This is a genomic window from Brachybacterium massiliense (genome assembly GCF_900184245.1).
GTDB lineage: Bacteria > Actinomycetota > Actinomycetes > Actinomycetales > Dermabacteraceae > Brachybacterium > Brachybacterium massiliense.
In genome coordinates this window covers 106,762-122,631 of record NZ_FXXB01000008.1, presented here as the reverse complement: position 1 = coordinate 122,631, position 15,870 = coordinate 106,762, and the positions used below count along the sequence as shown (strand labels likewise).

Sequence of the window (15,870 nt, the reverse complement as noted above, 5' to 3'; positions counted from 1 at the left end):
CCCGCGCTCACCGCAGCGTGCGCAGGCTCTCCAGGATCCCGGCCGCGTCCAGCCCCTGCTCGGCGAGGATCGCATCGCGCTTGCCGTGGGCGATGAACTCGCTCCGCACCCCGAGGTTCCGCAGTACCGGCCCCGGCGCCCCGAGGGTGGCACGGTGGGCCAGGCGCGCACCGAGGGAAGTCCCGATACCCGTCTCGGCCAACCCGTCCTCGAGGGTGACCACCGCGCGTGCGGAGGCGGCGAGATCCAGCAGCTCCTCCCCCAGCGGCAGCGCCCGCACGGGGTCGAGCACGAGCACGTTCAGCTCGGGGGCGTCGGCCATGAGCGCCTCGGCGGCCTCGACGGCGCGGCCGGCCAGCGCTCCGATGCTCACCAGCAGGATGTCCGGCCGCTGCTGCGGGCGCCCGGCGAGCACGTCTCCTGCCGGCAGCTGCACGAGGGCCGGCAGCTCGGGCGGGCAGGCGCCCTTGGGGAAGCGCACCAGGGAGGGGCCGGGCTGTGCGAGTGCGGCGGGAACCGCGGCGTCGAGCCGGGCGGCGTCCCGCGGTGCCCACAGCGAGAGCCCAGGCACCTGGGCGGCCAGCGCCAGATCCCAGATGCCGTGGTGGCTGGGGCCGTCATCGCCGGTGACCCCGGCGCGGTCCAGGGTGATCGTGACGTCCTCGCCGTGCAGAGCCACGTCGAGCAGCAGCTGGTCGATCGCACGGTTGAGGAAGGTCGCGTAGAGCGAGACCACGGGTCTGCGCCCGCCGGCGGAGAGTCCGGCCGCGGTATCGAGCGCGAGCTGCTCGGCGATGCCGACGTCGAGCACCCGCTCGGGCATCTCCTGCTGCATCGGGGTCAGGCCCACGGGGTCGATCATCGCCGCGCTGAGGGCGATCACGCGCTCGTCCGCGCGGGCGGCCTCGAGCACCGCCGCACCCAGATGGGAGGTCCAGGTGGGGGCGGTGGTCTTCGGCGTCTCGGCGTCCTCGAGCGGGAACGGTCCGGTGGCGTGCCAGTGGTCCACGGCGTCGGCCTCGGCGCGGGCGAAGCCGGCGCCCTTGCGGGTCAGGACGTGCACGAGCACGCCCGCGCTGTGCGGGTCCTCGGCGGCGCGCCGGGCGGCGGTGAGGGCCTCGGCGAGGGCCTCGAGGTCGTGCCCGTCGATCGGTCCGAGGTAGGTCAGGCCGAGCGCGGTGAACATGTCCTCACCGGGGGCGACCTCTCCCTCGCGCAGGGCGGCGAGGTGGGCGGCGATGCCGCCGACGGTCGGGGCGTAGGAGCGGGTGTTGTCGTTGAGCACCACGACCGCGCGGGAGCCGGTGTCCGCCGCGAGCAGGTTGAGGGCCTCGAGGCCCACGCCGCCGGTGAGCGCGCCGTCGCCGATCACCGCGACCGAGGCGCCCTCCTCACCGGAGAGGCGCTTCGCACGGTCCAGGCCGTGGGCCCAGGCGATCGAGCCCGAGGCGTGGGAGTTCTCGACCAGGTCGTGCGCGGACTCGCGCCGGTCCGGGTAGCCCGCGACACCGCCCGCGGTGCGCAGCCCCTCGAGGTCCGCACGGCCGGTGAGCATCTTGTGGACGTAGGCCTGGTGGCCGGTGTCGAAGACGATCGGCTCGGACGGGGAGCGGAACTCGCGGTGCAGGGCGATCGTCAGCTCGACCACGCCGAGGTTCGGTCCCAGGTGCCCGCCGCTGCGGGAGCAGATCTCCACCAGGCGCCGTCGCAGGGTGCGGGCCAGGCCCGGCAGCTGCGCGGGGGCGAGGGCGCGAAGAGCCTCCGGATCGGAGCAGATCGCCACCTCGTCAGGAGGGGTGGGGGCATCGGCGGCCGGGGCCGACGGGAGCATCTCGTCGGTGCCGTGCGACGGGACGACGAGGCGCTGCTCGGTGGTGGACACGCGGGTCCTCCCTCGGGGGCGGGGACGGGACCTGCCCAGCGTACGTGGTCCTGACCAGTAGCGACGCGAGACATGGTCACATCTGTGCATATCTTCACCGGGGTTTCACGCGCCTCGGCCTCTGTGTGCATCGCGGTGCACAGGACTCGCGCAATGGTGCACGATGCGAGGTCGGCTCGGCGCGGTCGCGGCCGAGAAGCCCTCGCGACGACGAGCGCCCCGTCCGGCAGGAGCCGGACGGGGCGCTGGTGCGGTGCGGTGACGGGTCAGGCCGCCACGAGCGAGCGCAGCACGTACTGCAGGATGCCGCCGTTGCGGAAGTACTCCGCCTCACCGGGGGTGTCGATGCGGACCACCGCGTCGAACTCCACCGAGGTGCCATCGTCCTTGGACGCGACGACCCTGACGGTCTTCGGGGTGGTGCCCTCGTTCAGAGCGGTCACGCCGGAGAAGGAGAAGGTCTCCGTGCCGTCCAGGCCCAGCGACTCGGCGGACTCGCCGGCCGGGTACTGGAGCGGCAGCACGCCCATGCCGATGAGGTTCGAGCGGTGGATGCGCTCGAAGCTCTCGGCAATGACAACCTGGACGCCGAGGAGCTTGGTGCCCTTGGCCGCCCAGTCGCGCGAGGAGCCGGTGCCGTACTCCTTGCCCGCGAGGACCACGAGCGGGATGTCCTGCTCGGCGTAGGCCTGGGCCGCGTCGTAGATGAACTCCTGCTCACCGGTCAGGAAGTTCTTCGTGTACCCGCCCTCGACGCCGTCGAGGAGCTGGTTCTTGATGCGGATGTTCGCGAAGGTGCCACGGATCATGATCTCGTGGTTGCCGCGGCGCGAGCCGTAGGAGTTGAAGTCCTTGCGCGCGACCCCGTTCTCCTGCAGGTAGCGACCGGCCGGGGAGTCCAGCTTGATCGCACCGGCGGGCGAGATGTGGTCGGTGGTGGTCGAGTCGCCCACCTTGACCAGCACGCGCGCACCCTCGATGTCGCTCACGGGCTCCGGCTTCAGGCCCATGCCCTCGAAGTACGGGGGCTTGCGCACATAGGTGGACTCGGAGTCCCACTCGAAGGTCGCGCCCTCGGGGGTCTCGAGGGTCTGCCAGCGCTCGTCACCGGTGAAGACGTCCTGGTAGTCCTCGGTGAACATCTCCTGGGAGATGGACTCGGCGATGACCTTCTCGACCTCGGTGGGGTTCGGCCACAGGTCGCGGAGGTAGACCTCGTTGCCGTCCTTGTCCGTGCCCAGGGAGTCGTTCTCGAAGTCGAAGTCCATGGTGCCCGCGAGCGCGTAGGCGATGACCAGCGGCGGGGACGCCAGGTAGTTCATCTTCACGTCGGGGTTGATGCGGCCCTCGAAGTTGCGGTTGCCCGAGAGCACCGCGGTGACGGCGAGGTCCTTCTCGGCGATCGCGTCGGAGATCTCCGAGTCCAGCGGGCCGGAGTTGCCGATGCAGGTGGTGCAGCCGTACCCGACCAGGTGGAAGCCGAGCTGCTCGAGCGCGGGCCACAGGCCTGCCTTGGTGTAGTAGTTCGTGACGACCTGCGAGCCGGGAGCCATGGAGGTCTTCACCCAGGGCTTCGCCTCGAGGCCGCGGTCCACGGCGTTGCGGGCGAGCAGGCCCGCGGCCATCATCACCGAGGGGTTGGAGGTGTTGGTGCAGGAGGTGATCGAGGCGATCGAGACGATGCCGTGATCGATCGAGAAGTCCCTGCCCTCGACCTGCGCGGGGTTCGAGGCCCGACCGGTGACCGGCTGGAGCTCGGGGGCGGCGCCGCCGGAGTCGTTGTCGGAGCCGAGGCTCGCGGGGTCGGAGGCGGGGAAGGTCCCGGCGCTCTCGCCCTCCTCGACGGCGTGGGTCTCACCGGCGTAGGACGGCAGCACCTTGCGGAAGGAGTCCTTCGCCTCGGTGAGGACGATGCGGTCCTGGGGACGCTTCGGACCGGCGATCGAGGGCACGACGGTGGACAGGTCCAGCTCGAGGTACTCCGAGTACGCGGGCTCGACGGACGGGTCGTGCCACAGGCCCTGACGCTTGGCGTAAGCCTCGACCAGCGCGAGCTGCTCCTCGGAGCGGCCGGTCAGACGCATGTAGTCGACGGTGACCTCGTCGATCGGGAAGATCGCGCAGGTGGAGCCGAACTCGGGGCTCATGTTGCCGATGGTCGCGCGGTTCGCGAGCGGCACCTGGGTGACGCCCTCGCCGTAGAACTCGACGAACTTGCCCACCGCACCGTGCTCGCGGAGCATCTCGGTGATGGTGAGCACCACGTCGGTCGCGGTCGCGGCCGGCGGGATCTCGCCGGTCAGCTTGAAGCCCACCACTCGCGGGATGAGCATGGAGACGGGCTGACCGAGCATCGCAGCCTCCGCCTCGATGCCGCCGACGCCCCAGCCCAGCACACCCAGGCCGTTGACCATGGTGGTGTGGGAGTCGGTGCCGACGCACGAGTCGGGATACGCGCGCAGGACCGTGCCCTCGCCGGCGGCGTCAGGGACCTCACGGGTCATCACGGTGCGGGCCAGGTACTCGATGTTGACCTGGTGGACGATGCCGGTGCCCGGGGGGACGACCTTGAAGTCGTCGAAGGCGGTCTGGCCCCAGCGCAGGAACTGGTAGCGCTCACGGTTGCGCTCGTACTCGAGCTCCATGTTCTTCTCGAGCGCGTCCAGGCGGCCGGCCACGTCGATCATCACCGAGTGGTCGATGACCATCTCGGCGGGAGCCAGGGGGTTGATCTTCTCGGGATCGCCGCCGAGCTCCTGCATCGCCTCACGCATGGTGGCGAGGTCGACGACGCAGGGCACGCCGGTGAAGTCCTGCATGATCACGCGGCCGGGGGTGAACTGGATCTCGACCGACGGCTCGGCGGCCGGGTCCCAGTTCGCCAGCGCACGCACGTGGTCGGCGGTGATGTTCGCACCGTCCTCGGTGCGCAGCAGGTTCTCCAGCAGGATCTTGAGACTGTAGGGAAGCTTCTCGGCACCTTCCACGGCGTCGAGCGCGTAGATCTCGTAGTCGGTCCCGCCGACGTTGAGATCCTGTTTCGCGGAGAATGAGTCGACAGTGCTCATCAGGCGAACTCCTTCGGTGTGTGGTGGACCCCTCCATCGTAGGCCCGCGGCCCGCGCAGGGCGCACGAACGCACTCCTCGCAGCAGCACGCTGCGGAGGCTCGCCGACGAAGGTGGTCGCCGGATCGGTCCGGCAATTATCTTGAAGTCAAGATAAATAGTACCACGGCCGCACCCCTCGATCTGACAGGCCGTCAGGTGAGCGGGAGCGTGTCGGCCGAGGGGAGGCCCCGCCGCTCCCGCCCCCGAGGGGACCGAGCTGTCCGTGCTCAGGAGCTGGCGCGCTCCAGCACAGCCACGGACTCGATGTGGTGCGTGTGCGGGAACAGGTCGAAGGCCCTCAGATCGGAGATCCTCCAGCCCTTCTTCTCGATCGCCGCGAGATCACGGGCCAGCGTGGAGGGCTCGCACGAGACGTACACGATCTTCTCGCGGACGGTCCGGGCGAGCAGCTCCATCAGCTCGATGCCGGTTCCTGCCCGGGGCGGATCCAGCACCACCGCATCGACCCCGCCGCGCCGGGCGCGGACCCAGTCGGTGACGTCGGCCGTGGCGGTGGAGACCTGCGGGAGGTCCTCGAGGTTCTCGGCGGCGAGTTGCGAGGCGCGCCGGTTGCCCTCGACGGTGACCACGGTGCCGTCGGCGCCGACCTGCTGCGCTGCCACGGCGGCGAAGAGGCCCACGCCCCCGTACAGATCCCACGCGCTGCCGCCGCGCGGCGCAGCCAAGGTCGTCTCGACCACGTCGCTGAGCAGCTCGGCGGCCCGGCGATGGGACTGCCAGAAGCCGGTGGCGCTGACGGTGAACAGCCGTTCGCCGACGCGCTCGTGCACGGTGCCGTCACCGCGCAGGGTGACCAGTCCGCGGGCGGTGCGCACCGCCACATCGGCATCGCCCCAGGACTCGGGGATCACCACGGAATCGGGGTCGAGATCGCGACCGATCAGCACGACGGAGGCGGGGCCGGCCGACGGCGCCACGGCGTCGATCGCCTCGGTGCCCTCGGGCGCGGTCCACTCCCCCAGGCGCAGCTCGCGGATGGGCTGCGCGGACAGCGGGTCCTCGCCCACCGGTCGCACCTCGTGGGAGCGCCATCCGCGCATGCCCACCCGGCCGTCGGCGTCCACCGCGTAGCGCACACGGGTGCGCCAGGCCAGCCCCTCGGCGTCGTGCGGGGCCGGCTCGACCTGCACCTGCTCGATCGGGAAGCTGCTCACGCCCGCGCGGCGCAGCAGCTCCTGCATCACCTCGCTGGCGATGCGGCGCTGGGCGGGCAGGGCGATATGCGCCCATTCCGCACCGCCCACGCCGTCGATGCCGGCCTCCTCCCACACGGTGGGGGCGCGATCCGGGCCCGCTTCGAGCACATCGAGGGCCTCGGCGCGCCAGAAGCGCGCGGAGGCCTGCTCCTGCGGGTCCTCGAGCAGGCGGGCGGTGACGGTCTCGCCCGGGGTGGTGCCGCGCACGAACACCACACGCCCCTCGTGGCGCGCCACGAAGGTGCCGCCGGCCGCGGGCGGGCCTGCGGTGAGGGTCAGCAGTCGACCGCCGAGGGCGGAGATGCTCTGCGCGGATTCGGCATCGGAGGTCATCGGACCACTCTCTTCCCGTCCGGGCGCGCACTCGCGTCACGGACCGTGGCTGCTCGATCGTCGTGGGCGCGGCATCTCGACCTCGGAACGGGAACGGGACGCCGCCGGGACCATTGTCTCATCCAGTGGACGGTCCTCGCGCACCCCGCCGTGCTCGGCGCTGAGGCAGGGGCGCAAGGGCTCAGCGCAGGCCGCGGCGGGCGAGCAGCCCGCGGTGCATCAGCCACACCAGATAGGCGATCACGGCGAAGGCGGGCAGGCCCATCGCGATCTTCGCGGCCCCGAGCGCGGCGACCTGGCCGGTCAGCAGCAGCGGCAGCTGGACGGCGATCTTCGCGGCGTAGAGCACCACGAACAGCAGCGTCGCCCGGGTGTACACGCGCCGGGCGTCCGGGTCCGAGGCCCAGTCCTGCACCCGCGGATCCAGCAGGCCCACCAGCAGCCCGACCAGCGGGCGCCGGGCGAGCAGAGTGATCAGCAGCACCAGCAGCGTGACGGCGTTGATGACGATGCCGGGCCAGTAGAAGTCCGAGCCCTCCCCGGAGCGGATCGCCAGGATCGCGCCGAGCGCCACCCCGAGCAGACCGCCCAGCACCGTGGCCGGGCTCTGTCGCTGCACGATCCGGGCCACCAGCAGCACCACGACCACCACGACGGCCGCGCCCGCGGCGATCACCACATCGCGGGTGGCGACGAACAGCACCACGAACAGCAGGGTGGGCAGCACCGACTCGGCGATGCCGCGCTTGCCGCCGATCGCGTCGGAGACCGAGAACTCCTCCTCCTGGAGCACCGCTCCGAGCCCGCTGCGGGGCGTCGCGGGGCCCTCGGGCGGGGCGGACTCCTCGGACGGCGAGGGGTTCTCGTGCTCGCCGTGGTCCGTGCCGGGGGCGCTCATCCGATCTCCGTGATCTCCGGGCCGCGGCCCAGCGGGTCGAGCGGCCCCGTGGTGATCGGGTTCAGGCCGGGGCGCTCCCCCGGCAGATGCAGCGGGATCAGCTCCTGGGGCGCCATGGCCTCGGAGCCGCGCACCACCACCAGGCGGGAGATGAGGGTCTCGAAGCGCCGGGTCTGCTCGGCATCCGTGAGCGCCTTACCGGTGAGGATCGCGCGGACGAACCAGCGCGGCCCGTCGATGCCGATGAAGCGGGCGGGGCGGTATCCGGTGCGGCCGTCGGCCCGCTTGATCGGCAGACGGGTGATCAGCTCGGTGCCGAAGACCCCCGGGCGCGTCTCCGCGGTGCCGCCCTGCTTGACCACGGAGGTGCGCAGGGAGCCGCGCACGTCCTCCCACAGCCCGCGGGTCTTGGGGGCGGCGAACGCCTGGACCTGCAGGGCGGAGCCGCCGATCACGAGGTTCGCCCCGGTGACGGACCCGCTGCGCTGGTCGACCTCCATCCGCAGCTCCATCCCGTCGATGACGGGCACGCGCAGGCCGCCCAGGTCGATGCGGTCCTCCTCGGGCGCTTCCCGCTCGTCATAGGGGCCGTCCTCGAGGTGCTCGCCGCGGGGCGCCTCGTCCTGCACGGGCTCGTCGTCCGGGTCAGGGGCGCCGACCGCCTCATGCTGCGCTTCGGCATCCGGTGCGGTGGTGGGGTCCTCGCCCTGGCTCCGCTTCTTCCTGCGGGAGAACAGTCCCATATCAAGCCTCCGTGGTCTGGGCGGTGGTCGCCGGGGAGCCTGCGGCGCCGAAGCCGCCGCTCGAGCCGAAGCCGCCGGCGGCCCGTTCCGTCTCGTCGAGATCCTCGACCTCCTGCAGCGCCGGGGCGAGGAAGGGAACCACCACGAGCTGTGCGATGCGGTCCCCGACCTGGAGCGCGAACGGCTCGGACGGATCGGTGTTGTGCAGTGCGACCTTGACCGGGCCGCGGTAACCGGCATCCACGATACCGGGGCCGTTGAGCACGGTGACGCCGTGGCGTGCGGCCAGGCCCGAGCGCGGGCAGACCATGCCCACGGTGCCCGGCGGCAGGGCGATCGCGAGTCCGGTGTCCACCAGCGCACGCCCTCCGGGCGGGATCACCAGCTCCTCGGCGCTCGCGAGATCCAGGCCGGCGTCGTCGGCATGGGCACGCTGCGGCATCCGTGCCTCGCCGCTGCGTCGGATCCGCAGCGGTGCCGCGGCGGGATCGGAGGGCGCTGCGCCCCCGGGGGTGAGGTCAGCATGATCGACAGACATGGGCACAGGGTATGCGGTCCGGCTCCGCACCCCTCCCCTCTCCGCAGCGCGATCCGGGTGATCCTGGCGACCGTGGACGCCCAGGTGCTGCGTGAGACCATGGGGGCATGCCCGCCGCAGCCGATCGCACGTCAGACTCCTCCGCCGCGCAGGAGCCCTCCCGCACCGACGCCCAGGAGCCCACCGCCGCCGCGCCGGAGCCCTCCGCCGCGCCCGGCGATCCGCTGTTCCGGGAGCACCTGTTCCCGGGCATCGGGATGTGGATCGGCGCGGTCCTGCTGGGAGGCGCGCTGGGCCTGGTGGTGGTGCCGCTGCACCTGCCCACCGCGATCGTGCTCGCGGTGGTGTGCATCATCGCGCTGCTGGTGCTGGTCCATCAGTACTCCCCTGTGCTCGAGGTGACCTCCGAGCAGTTCCGGCTCGCGCGCGCCCGCATCGACGTGGAGCTGCTGGGCGAGGCGCAGGTGCTCCGCGACGAGGAGTGGGGGTTGACGATCGGTCAGAACTTCGAGCCGCTGGCCCATCACTGCGTGCGGGGCTGGACCCGTTCCGGGATCCGTGTCGAGGTGCTCGACGAGCAGGACCCCACCACGGCCTGGGTCGCCTCGACCCGTCGGCCCGAGGATCTCGCACTCGCGCTGCGCACCGCCCAGCAGGTGCAGCAGCGACGCAGCGGCTGAGCCGCCCCCCTGCGACGGCAGAAGGCGCCGCCCCCGAGGGGGACGGCGCCTTTCGTGCCTCTGCGGGCAGGGAGGACGCGGATCAGGCCGCGGCGCACTCCTTGCAGATGATGAGGGTGCCCTCGACGTGGTCGATCTGGCTGCGGTGCTTCACGAGGAAGCAGCTCGCGCAGGTGAACTCGTCCGCCTGACGGGGGAGCACCCGCACGGAGAGCTCCTCGCCCGAGAGGTCGGCGCCGGGGAGCTCGTACGAGTCCGCGGCCTCGGCCTCGTCCTCGTCGACGGTCGGGGTCGCGGCCTCGTTCCGCCGCCCCTTCAGCTCCTCGATGGAGTCGTCGTTCGATTCGTCGTCGTTCTTGCGCGGTGCGTCGTAATCAGTGGCCATCTACGGTCCGTTCCTGGTTGTCATCGGGGTCATCCGACCTGGGGTGGCTGGGGCAGTTCCGCGCCGTGAGTCCTCACGGGCCACGACGTGTCGGCCCGGGTCTCAACGCTGAATGCGGCGGCATTATTGCAGAGGCACCTGCGTGGGACAACACGTCGTCCGCTCCCAGGACAACACGCCGGACTTCCGCCCGCCCGGAAGCGACTGCGGCCGGTCGAGCACGATATGGTCGCGGACTAGACAACTGCACGCTGGCGACCAGGCTCCGACGGAGAGGACGACGATGCGCGAGCTCGAACTCGACGGGATCCATGACGACGGGGAACATCTGCTCCTGGTCGACTCCGACGGTGAGCGGTACACCCTGCGCATCGACAAGGCGCTGCGTGCGGCGGTCCGCTCCGACCGCCCGGCGCTGAACATGATCCAGGCCGCCGACGCCGCTCCGGTGCGGCCGCGCGAGATCCAGGCGATGCTGCGCTCCGGCCGCAGCGCCGAGGACATCGCGGAGGCCTCCGAGATCCCGCTCGAGCACATCCGCCGCTACGAGGGCCCCGTCCTGGCCGAGCGCGAGTGGACCGCCCAGCGCGCCCGCACCTTCCCCGTGGGGCGCGGCGGGCCCGCCCTCGAGGAGGCCGTCGCGGAGCGTCTGGCCGCGCGGGAGGCGACCGGTGAGAGCGCCTGGGACGCCTGGCGCCGTCAGGACGGGACCTGGACGCTCGAGCTGACCTTCTCCGCCGGCGGGCGCACCCGTCAGGCGCACTGGGTCGCGGACACCGTCAACCGCACGGTCTCGCCGATCGATGACGAGGCGCGCTGGATCAGCGATGAGGACGCACCCATCGAGGCGACGCGCGGCCGAGGCCGCCTGCAGGCCGTCAAGAGCGCGGTCTACGACCTCGAGGCGGACGGCTCGCTCGAGGGCAACCCGACCCCCTCTCCCCGCGCCCGCACCTGGCCGCCGCGCCGGCCCGTCTCCGAGGAGCATCCCTCGGCGATCGACGATGACGAGCTCGATGCCCTCAACGCGCGGCGCGGCCTGCGCTCGGTGCCGCGACCCGAGGAGTCCTCGACGGTCTGGTCCGATCTCGACGACGTGCCCGAGACCGAGCCCGAGCAGGCTCCCGACGCGCCGGAGCGCGCTGACGAGCCCTCCGCCCTCGAGCCCGGCCTCGAGGACTCCGATCTCGAGGCAGCGCGCGAGCACTCCGCCGCCCTCGGCGAGGAGGAGGCCGACGCCGCCGACGAGGACCCGCAGGACAGCACCGACGCGGACGCGGAGAGCGGCGACGGCGAGGACAGCGCGGAGCCGGCATCGCCGAGTGTCGCGGGCGAGGGCGAGATCCAGTACCAGGACACGGTCGACCTCACCCCGCTGCCCGGATTCGACGAGCCGGCCGCCTCTCCCGGCGCGGACTCCGACAAGGATTCCGAGGACACCGACGCGAAGGGCTCGAAGAAGAAGCCGCGGCCCAAGAGCCGCCGCGCCTCGATGCCCAGCTGGGACGAGATCGTCTTCGGCTCGAAGCAGGACTGACCTCCCGCTCCTCGGCCCCGGGCGGAACCCCGGGAGGAGTCGGCCGGAGGCGCCTCAGGACTCCGTGCGCAGCAGCGGCACCCAGGACTCCTGCGGGGTGAGCGAGCCGTGCACGCCCACCATGGCGCGCGCGGTCGCCGGGCGGCGCGAGAAGTCGTCCACCCCCGCCCTGCCGCGCGAGAGCACCAGCACATCCGGCACCCGCCCGGCCACGCGCGCGGAGACCTCCGTGCCGACAGGGCCCAGCAGGCCGATGCTCAGCACCTGCTCGCGGCGCAGCACCAGGGCGCTGTCGCCGAGCAGCTGCGACAGGCCCAGCGCCAGTTCCTCGGCCGCTCCCTCGCCGCGCACCGCGTGCAGCGCGAGCGCACGGGCCTCCCCCGCGACCTCGTCCACGAGTCGCAGCAGCTGCGGGTGATCGGCCAGGTCGGTGGTGTGGGCGGGCGAGGTGTCGATCATGCCGTGATCGGCGGTCAGGTGGATCCGGGTGCCGCTGGGCAGGCGGCGCAGCAGCGTGCCGAGCAGGCCGTCGACCTCCGCGAGGGCGCTGCGCCACTGCTCGGAGTCGATGCCGTGGCGGTGCCCGGCGTGGTCGACGTCGTCCACGTGGAGGTGGACGAGCCCGTCGGGGCCGGCGGCCCGCATCGCGCCGAGCACCGTCTGGACGCGGTCCCCGCCGCCGTGGCCGCGGAACTCCCAGCCGCGGTAGGCGACGCCGCTGAGATGGGAGCCTGCATGCTTGCGCGGGCCCACCTGCACCGCGCGGCGGGTGCCGGCCTCGACCAGGCTCGCCTCGGGCATCCAGGTTCGCGGGTCGGTGCCCGGGGCGCCGCTGATCTGGTTCAGGGCGGTGCCGGTGCGCGGATCGTAGGTGAGATAGCCGAGCACGCCATGCTCGAGCGGGGAGAGTCCCGTGTGCAGGGAGACCATCGCGCTCGAGGTGGTGGCGGGGCTGACGGTGCGCACGCGGGAGATGCCCTGCTCGAGCCGACGCAGCGTGGGGGTGAGCGCGCGGTGCTCCTGCAGCAGGTCCGCCCCCACCCCGTCCAGCAGGATCACCAGGTCGCGGCCGGGCTGCGGTGAGCGCACCAGCGGGCGCAGCACGTCGAGCAGAGCGGGGCGCTCCCCCGCCGCGAACGGGGGCGGCAGCAGGTCCGCGGGCCAGTCGGGCAGGGTCACCGGTGCGTTCACGGAGGTGTCAGGCCGTGGCGGCGTCGACCGCGTCGAGCAGCACGTCGTGGAACGCCAGGGCCTCCTCGACGGCGCCGGCGCCGTCGGCCAGGGCGCTCACGCGCAGCGCGAGGTCCGACGGGGAGGTGGTGCCGGTGTATCCGTGGTCGAGCTGGCAGTTCGGGTCCTCGCACACGGCCCGCTCCACATCCACGCGCCGTGTCCCGTCCCAGGTGACCCCGAGGGTGATCTCGGCCTCCCGGGCGGGGCTGTGCTTCCCGTCGGTGTCGAACACCTGGGACAGGCCCGTCGCGGTGATCCGCTGCAGCCGGATCCGCTCGGTGGTCGAGACCACCTGGCTGGGGTTCAGCGCATCGGCCGGATCGTCATCGAGGTGGGTGATGTGCAGGTGGGCGGCGGTGAGCACGAGGACGGTGAGGTGGCGTCGCACCTCGGGGCCGTCGAAGGTGGTCTCGGGACGCACGAGGAAGGCGACCGGCTCGGCGCCGCGCAGCGAGCGCGCCAGGCTCTGGGCCGCCGTCTGCGGGAAGTACCCGGCGGTCTCGAGGGCCCGGAGGAGGTCGGCGGGAAGTGCGGTGGTCATCGCTCCAGTGTCCCATGACCGGGCAGGTCCCTCGGCGTCCTTCACGCCCCTGGCGGGCCGGAGAGGGCGCGCCGGGCGCCGTCGGTGCGGTTGGGCGGCGGGGCCAGCGTCGCCCGGGCGCCGACGACGGTCGTGCCGTGCTGGGCGACCAGCACGGGGTACAGCTCGAGGGACGCGACCTCCGGGAGGTCCTCGGCGAGCAGCCCGATGCGCACCACGAGATCGGCGAGCGCCGCCCGATCCGCCGGGGGCAGACCGCGGGTGCCGCGCAGCTTCACGGAGGTGGCCGGGGTGTCCACCAGGCGCGAGGCCGCCCGCTCGCTGAACGGAGGGATCGCGTAGGCGATGTCGTCGAGCAGATCGGTCGCATCCCCCGCCACGGACAGCGAGAGCACCGGACCGAGCGAGGGGTCCTCGACGCTGCGCACCACCATCGGCACGCCGGCGGGGGCCATGGCCTGCACCTCGAGCGGGGCGCTGGAGTAGGACAGGTCCCGGCGCATCCCCTCGATCGCGTGGCGCAGCTGGACCGCGTCGGGGATGCCCAGGCGCACCCCGCCGAGGTCCGCGCGGTGCCGCAGCACGGGGTCGGTGCTCTTGAGCGCGACCGGGTATCCGATGGCGGCGGCCTGCTCGAGGGCCTCCTCGACGTCGCGGAACCGGCGGGTGGTCAGCAGCTCGATGCCGTAGGCGTCCAGCAGTGCGGTGATCTGCTCGAGGGTGAGCTCCACCGAGGCGCCGGCCGGGGCGGGCTCGCCCAGGTCCGCCAGCAGCTCCTCGACCAGGTCCCGTGCGGCGGCGCGGTCGAGGTCCTCGCGCTGAGCGGGCTCGTCGTCATCGGCCTCGGGGCGCAGCGCGGCGCCGAGCATCCCGGCCCCGGCCCGCACCACGGAGAAGGGGGTCGCGTGCACCGGGGGCAGCGAGTCGTCCTCGCGCACCGCACGGCGCACCTCGTGGAAGCGGTCGTCAGTGGTGACCAGGCAGACCAGGAGCACCACCTCGGAGTGGCGGGCCACGATCGACATCTGGCGCAGCACCTCGACGACGTCGGCGGACTGCGGGTCGATCACCCCGGCGATCACCATGTCCACCGCGCCCAGCGCCGCCATCGAGGTGAAGGCCCGCTGGATCAGGCGCGGATCCGGGGAGAGGGGGACGCTGCGGTTCTCCGCGACCACCTCGAGCCCGGCCTGTCCCGCGGCGCCGCGCAGGGAGGCGCCGAGCGCGGCCGTGTTCGACAGCAGCCCCACCCGGCGGCCCAGCGGCAGCCCCTGGCGACCGATCGCATCGACCACGTCGAGCAGGTGGTCCACTCCCCCGGTCTGCACCACGCCGGCCGATTCCAGGACCTGGTCCAGGGCACGGCGCGGCAGGGTCGTGGTGCGCACGTCGTGGCCGGGCGGGAGGTGGGACTCGCTGCCGGGGGGACGCAGCACGATCAGCGGGGTGCTGCGGGTGAGGCGGCGTGCGATGCGGGTGAACTTGCGCGGGTTGCCCATGGATTCGAGCGCGAGCCCGATCACGCGTACGTTCTCGTCGTCCTCCCAGTGCTGGAGGGTGTCGTTGAGGGAGACGTCGGCGCGGTTGCCCACGCCCACGAACTCGTGGATCCCCGTTCCGCGACTGTCGGCACCGGCCAGCAGCATCGCGGACAGCGCGCTGGACTGGCCGGCGAGCGCGACCGGGCCGGGGCGCGGCATGCGGGGCGCGAGGGAGAGGCCGATCGCGTCCTCGCCGGTGCGCAGGAAGCCGAGGGAGCCCGGGCCGAGCAGCCGCATCCCGTGGCGGCGGGCCCGGGCCACGAGCTCGCGCTGCAGTCGGCGCCCCCGGTCGCTGTCCGAGAACCCCTCGGTGGGGATCACGATGCTGCGCACGCCGATCTCGGCGCACTCCTCGATCGCCGCCAGGCACGCCTCGGGGCGCAGGGCGATCACCGCGAGGTCCACGGTGCCGGGCGCATCACTCACCTTCGCCCAGGTGCGGTGGCCGCGCAGCTCGAGCGCATCGCGCGAGATCAGGTGCACGGTGCCCTCGTAGCCGGAGCTCTCGAGGGCGGTGAGGAAGCGTCCTCCGGCGGAGTCGGCGCGGGAGGAGACCCCGATCAGCAGCACCGATCCGGGGTGCAGGAGCCGCTCCATGGCCTGGGACTCGGCGCGGTGCTCGCGCTCGGCCATCACGGCCAGCGAGCGGGCGGTGGGGTCGATGCGGAAGGACACCATCACCACGCCGTCGTCGTACATCCGCTCGATGTCGAAACCGGTCTCGGTGAACACCTTGATCATCTTGGTGTTCTGCGGGAGCACCTCGGCGGTGAAGCGGTTGATGCCGCGTTCGCGGGCGGCGGCGGCCAGATGCTCGAGCAGCACCGAGGCCAGGCCCGTGCCCTGCCGGGAGTCGGAGACGTTGAAGGCGACCTCCGCAGAATCTGGCTCCGTACGGTCGTAGCGGCCCACCGCGACGATATCGGTGCCGAGCAGCACCACGAAGGCGACCCGATCGTGGTGGTCCACGTGCGTGAACCGTTCGAGGTCCCGACGGGACAGCTTCGGCATCGGGGCGAAGAAGCGCAGGTACCGGGAGTGCTCGGACTGGCGCTGGTGGAAGTCCTGGAGCGCCTCGGCGTCCGTGGGCAGGATCGGCCGCAGGTGCGCGGCCGAGCCGTCGCGCAGGGCGATGTCCGCCTCCCAGTGCGCCGGGTAGGTGGGCTCGTCCGCGTCCTCGTCCCGGGCTCGGCGTCGTCGTGAGCGCAGGCCTTCGCGTCGTTCCACCATGTC

At 72.6% G+C, this 15,870-nt stretch carries 12 protein-coding genes; 2 read left to right on the top strand and 10 right to left on the bottom strand.

The features are described 5' to 3' along the window. Positions 1–7: 7 nt before the first annotated feature. The 6 genes from BN4251_RS10510 to dut all read right to left on the bottom strand — a co-directional run bounded on the left by BN4251_RS10510 (position 8) and on the right by dut (position 8,720). On the bottom strand, positions 8–1,882 hold the full coding sequence (locus BN4251_RS10510; protein ID WP_245810295.1) for a 1-deoxy-D-xylulose-5-phosphate synthase: 1,875 nt from the start codon (positions 1,880–1,882) through the stop codon (positions 8–10). A 266-nt stretch (positions 1,883–2,148) separates the two neighbouring features. Next, positions 2,149–4,950 (bottom strand): aconitate hydratase AcnA, encoded by a 2,802-nt coding sequence (acnA, locus tag BN4251_RS10505; protein WP_087485072.1) that lies wholly within the window; start codon positions 4,948–4,950, stop codon positions 2,149–2,151. 268 nt (positions 4,951–5,218) lie between these two features. Continuing rightward, entirely contained in the window at positions 5,219–6,541 is a 1,323-nt protein-coding gene (locus BN4251_RS10500) for a class I SAM-dependent RNA methyltransferase (protein WP_087485071.1), read from the bottom strand. Positions 6,542–6,722: 181 nt separating this feature from the next. After that, positions 6,723–7,439 (bottom strand): DUF3159 domain-containing protein, encoded by a 717-nt coding sequence (locus BN4251_RS10495; RefSeq protein WP_087485070.1) that lies wholly within the window; start codon positions 7,437–7,439, stop codon positions 6,723–6,725. Beyond that, positions 7,436–8,182, bottom strand: a complete 747-nt coding sequence (locus BN4251_RS10490) for a DUF3710 domain-containing protein (RefSeq protein ID WP_087485069.1) — start codon at positions 8,180–8,182, stop codon at positions 7,436–7,438. Before BN4251_RS10490 ends, BN4251_RS10495 begins: the two co-directional genes overlap by 4 nt. Before the next feature lies 1 nt (position 8,183). Further along, positions 8,184–8,720 carry a dUTP diphosphatase gene (gene dut / locus BN4251_RS10485; protein WP_087485068.1) on the bottom strand — a complete coding sequence of 179 codons (537 nt, stop codon included), beginning with the start codon at positions 8,718–8,720 and terminating at the stop codon, positions 8,184–8,186. A 107-nt stretch (positions 8,721–8,827) separates the two neighbouring features. Between dut and BN4251_RS10480 the strand changes: the two genes are divergently transcribed. Next, complete coding sequence (locus tag BN4251_RS10480; protein WP_087485067.1) at positions 8,828–9,400, top strand: DUF3093 domain-containing protein; 573 nt, start codon at positions 8,828–8,830, stop codon at positions 9,398–9,400. A gap of 82 nt (positions 9,401–9,482) precedes the next feature. On the opposite strand, the gene BN4251_RS10475 is transcribed toward BN4251_RS10480, so the two are convergent. Beyond that, positions 9,483–9,785: a DUF4193 domain-containing protein gene (locus BN4251_RS10475; RefSeq protein WP_010550618.1), complete on the bottom strand. Its 303-nt coding sequence runs from the start codon at positions 9,783–9,785 to the stop codon at positions 9,483–9,485. Positions 9,786–10,068: 283 nt separating this feature from the next. Here BN4251_RS10475 and sepH point away from each other — a divergent pair, with 283 nt between their 5' ends. Then, complete coding sequence (gene sepH, locus BN4251_RS10470) at positions 10,069–11,322, top strand: septation protein SepH (RefSeq protein WP_087485066.1); 1,254 nt, start codon at positions 10,069–10,071, stop codon at positions 11,320–11,322. A gap of 54 nt (positions 11,323–11,376) precedes the next feature. Here the strand turns inward: sepH and BN4251_RS10465 are convergent, their stop codons facing one another. From BN4251_RS10465 to BN4251_RS10455, 3 genes are read right to left on the bottom strand one after another with little or no spacing between them, the layout of a single operon-like run. Continuing rightward, on the bottom strand, positions 11,377–12,513 hold the full coding sequence (locus BN4251_RS10465; RefSeq protein WP_087485065.1) for an alkaline phosphatase family protein: 1,137 nt from the start codon (positions 12,511–12,513) through the stop codon (positions 11,377–11,379). 7 nt (positions 12,514–12,520) lie between these two features. Further along, entirely contained in the window at positions 12,521–13,096 is a 576-nt protein-coding gene (locus BN4251_RS10460) for a DUF5998 family protein (RefSeq protein WP_087485064.1), read from the bottom strand. 41 nt (positions 13,097–13,137) lie between these two features. Further along, complete coding sequence (locus BN4251_RS10455) at positions 13,138–15,867, bottom strand: bifunctional acetate--CoA ligase family protein/GNAT family N-acetyltransferase (RefSeq protein ID WP_087485063.1); 2,730 nt, start codon at positions 15,865–15,867, stop codon at positions 13,138–13,140. Positions 15,868–15,870: the final 3 nt, after the last annotated feature.

Bases quoted from the DNA above. Each gene is read 5' to 3' on its own strand.
- acnA (WP_087485072.1), bottom strand. From the start codon at position 4,950: ATGAGCACTGTCGACTCATTCTCCGCGAAACAGGATCTCAACGTCGGC.
- dut (WP_087485068.1), bottom strand. From the start codon at position 8,720: ATGTCTGTCGATCATGCTGACCTCACCCCCGGGGGCGCAGCGCCCTCC.
- BN4251_RS10480 (WP_087485067.1), top strand. From the start codon at position 8,828: ATGCCCGCCGCAGCCGATCGCACGTCAGACTCCTCCGCCGCGCAGGAG.
- BN4251_RS10495 (WP_087485070.1), bottom strand. From the start codon at position 7,439: ATGAGCGCCCCCGGCACGGACCACGGCGAGCACGAGAACCCCTCGCCG.
- BN4251_RS10500 (WP_087485071.1), bottom strand. From the start codon at position 6,541: ATGACCTCCGATGCCGAATCCGCGCAGAGCATCTCCGCCCTCGGCGGT.
- BN4251_RS10490 (WP_087485069.1), bottom strand. From the start codon at position 8,182: ATGGGACTGTTCTCCCGCAGGAAGAAGCGGAGCCAGGGCGAGGACCCC.
- BN4251_RS10455 (WP_087485063.1), bottom strand. From the start codon at position 15,867: ATGGTGGAACGACGCGAAGGCCTGCGCTCACGACGACGCCGAGCCCGG.
- sepH (WP_087485066.1), top strand. From the start codon at position 10,069: ATGCGCGAGCTCGAACTCGACGGGATCCATGACGACGGGGAACATCTG.
- BN4251_RS10475 (WP_010550618.1), bottom strand. From the start codon at position 9,785: ATGGCCACTGATTACGACGCACCGCGCAAGAACGACGACGAATCGAAC.
- BN4251_RS10460 (WP_087485064.1), bottom strand. From the start codon at position 13,096: ATGACCACCGCACTTCCCGCCGACCTCCTCCGGGCCCTCGAGACCGCC.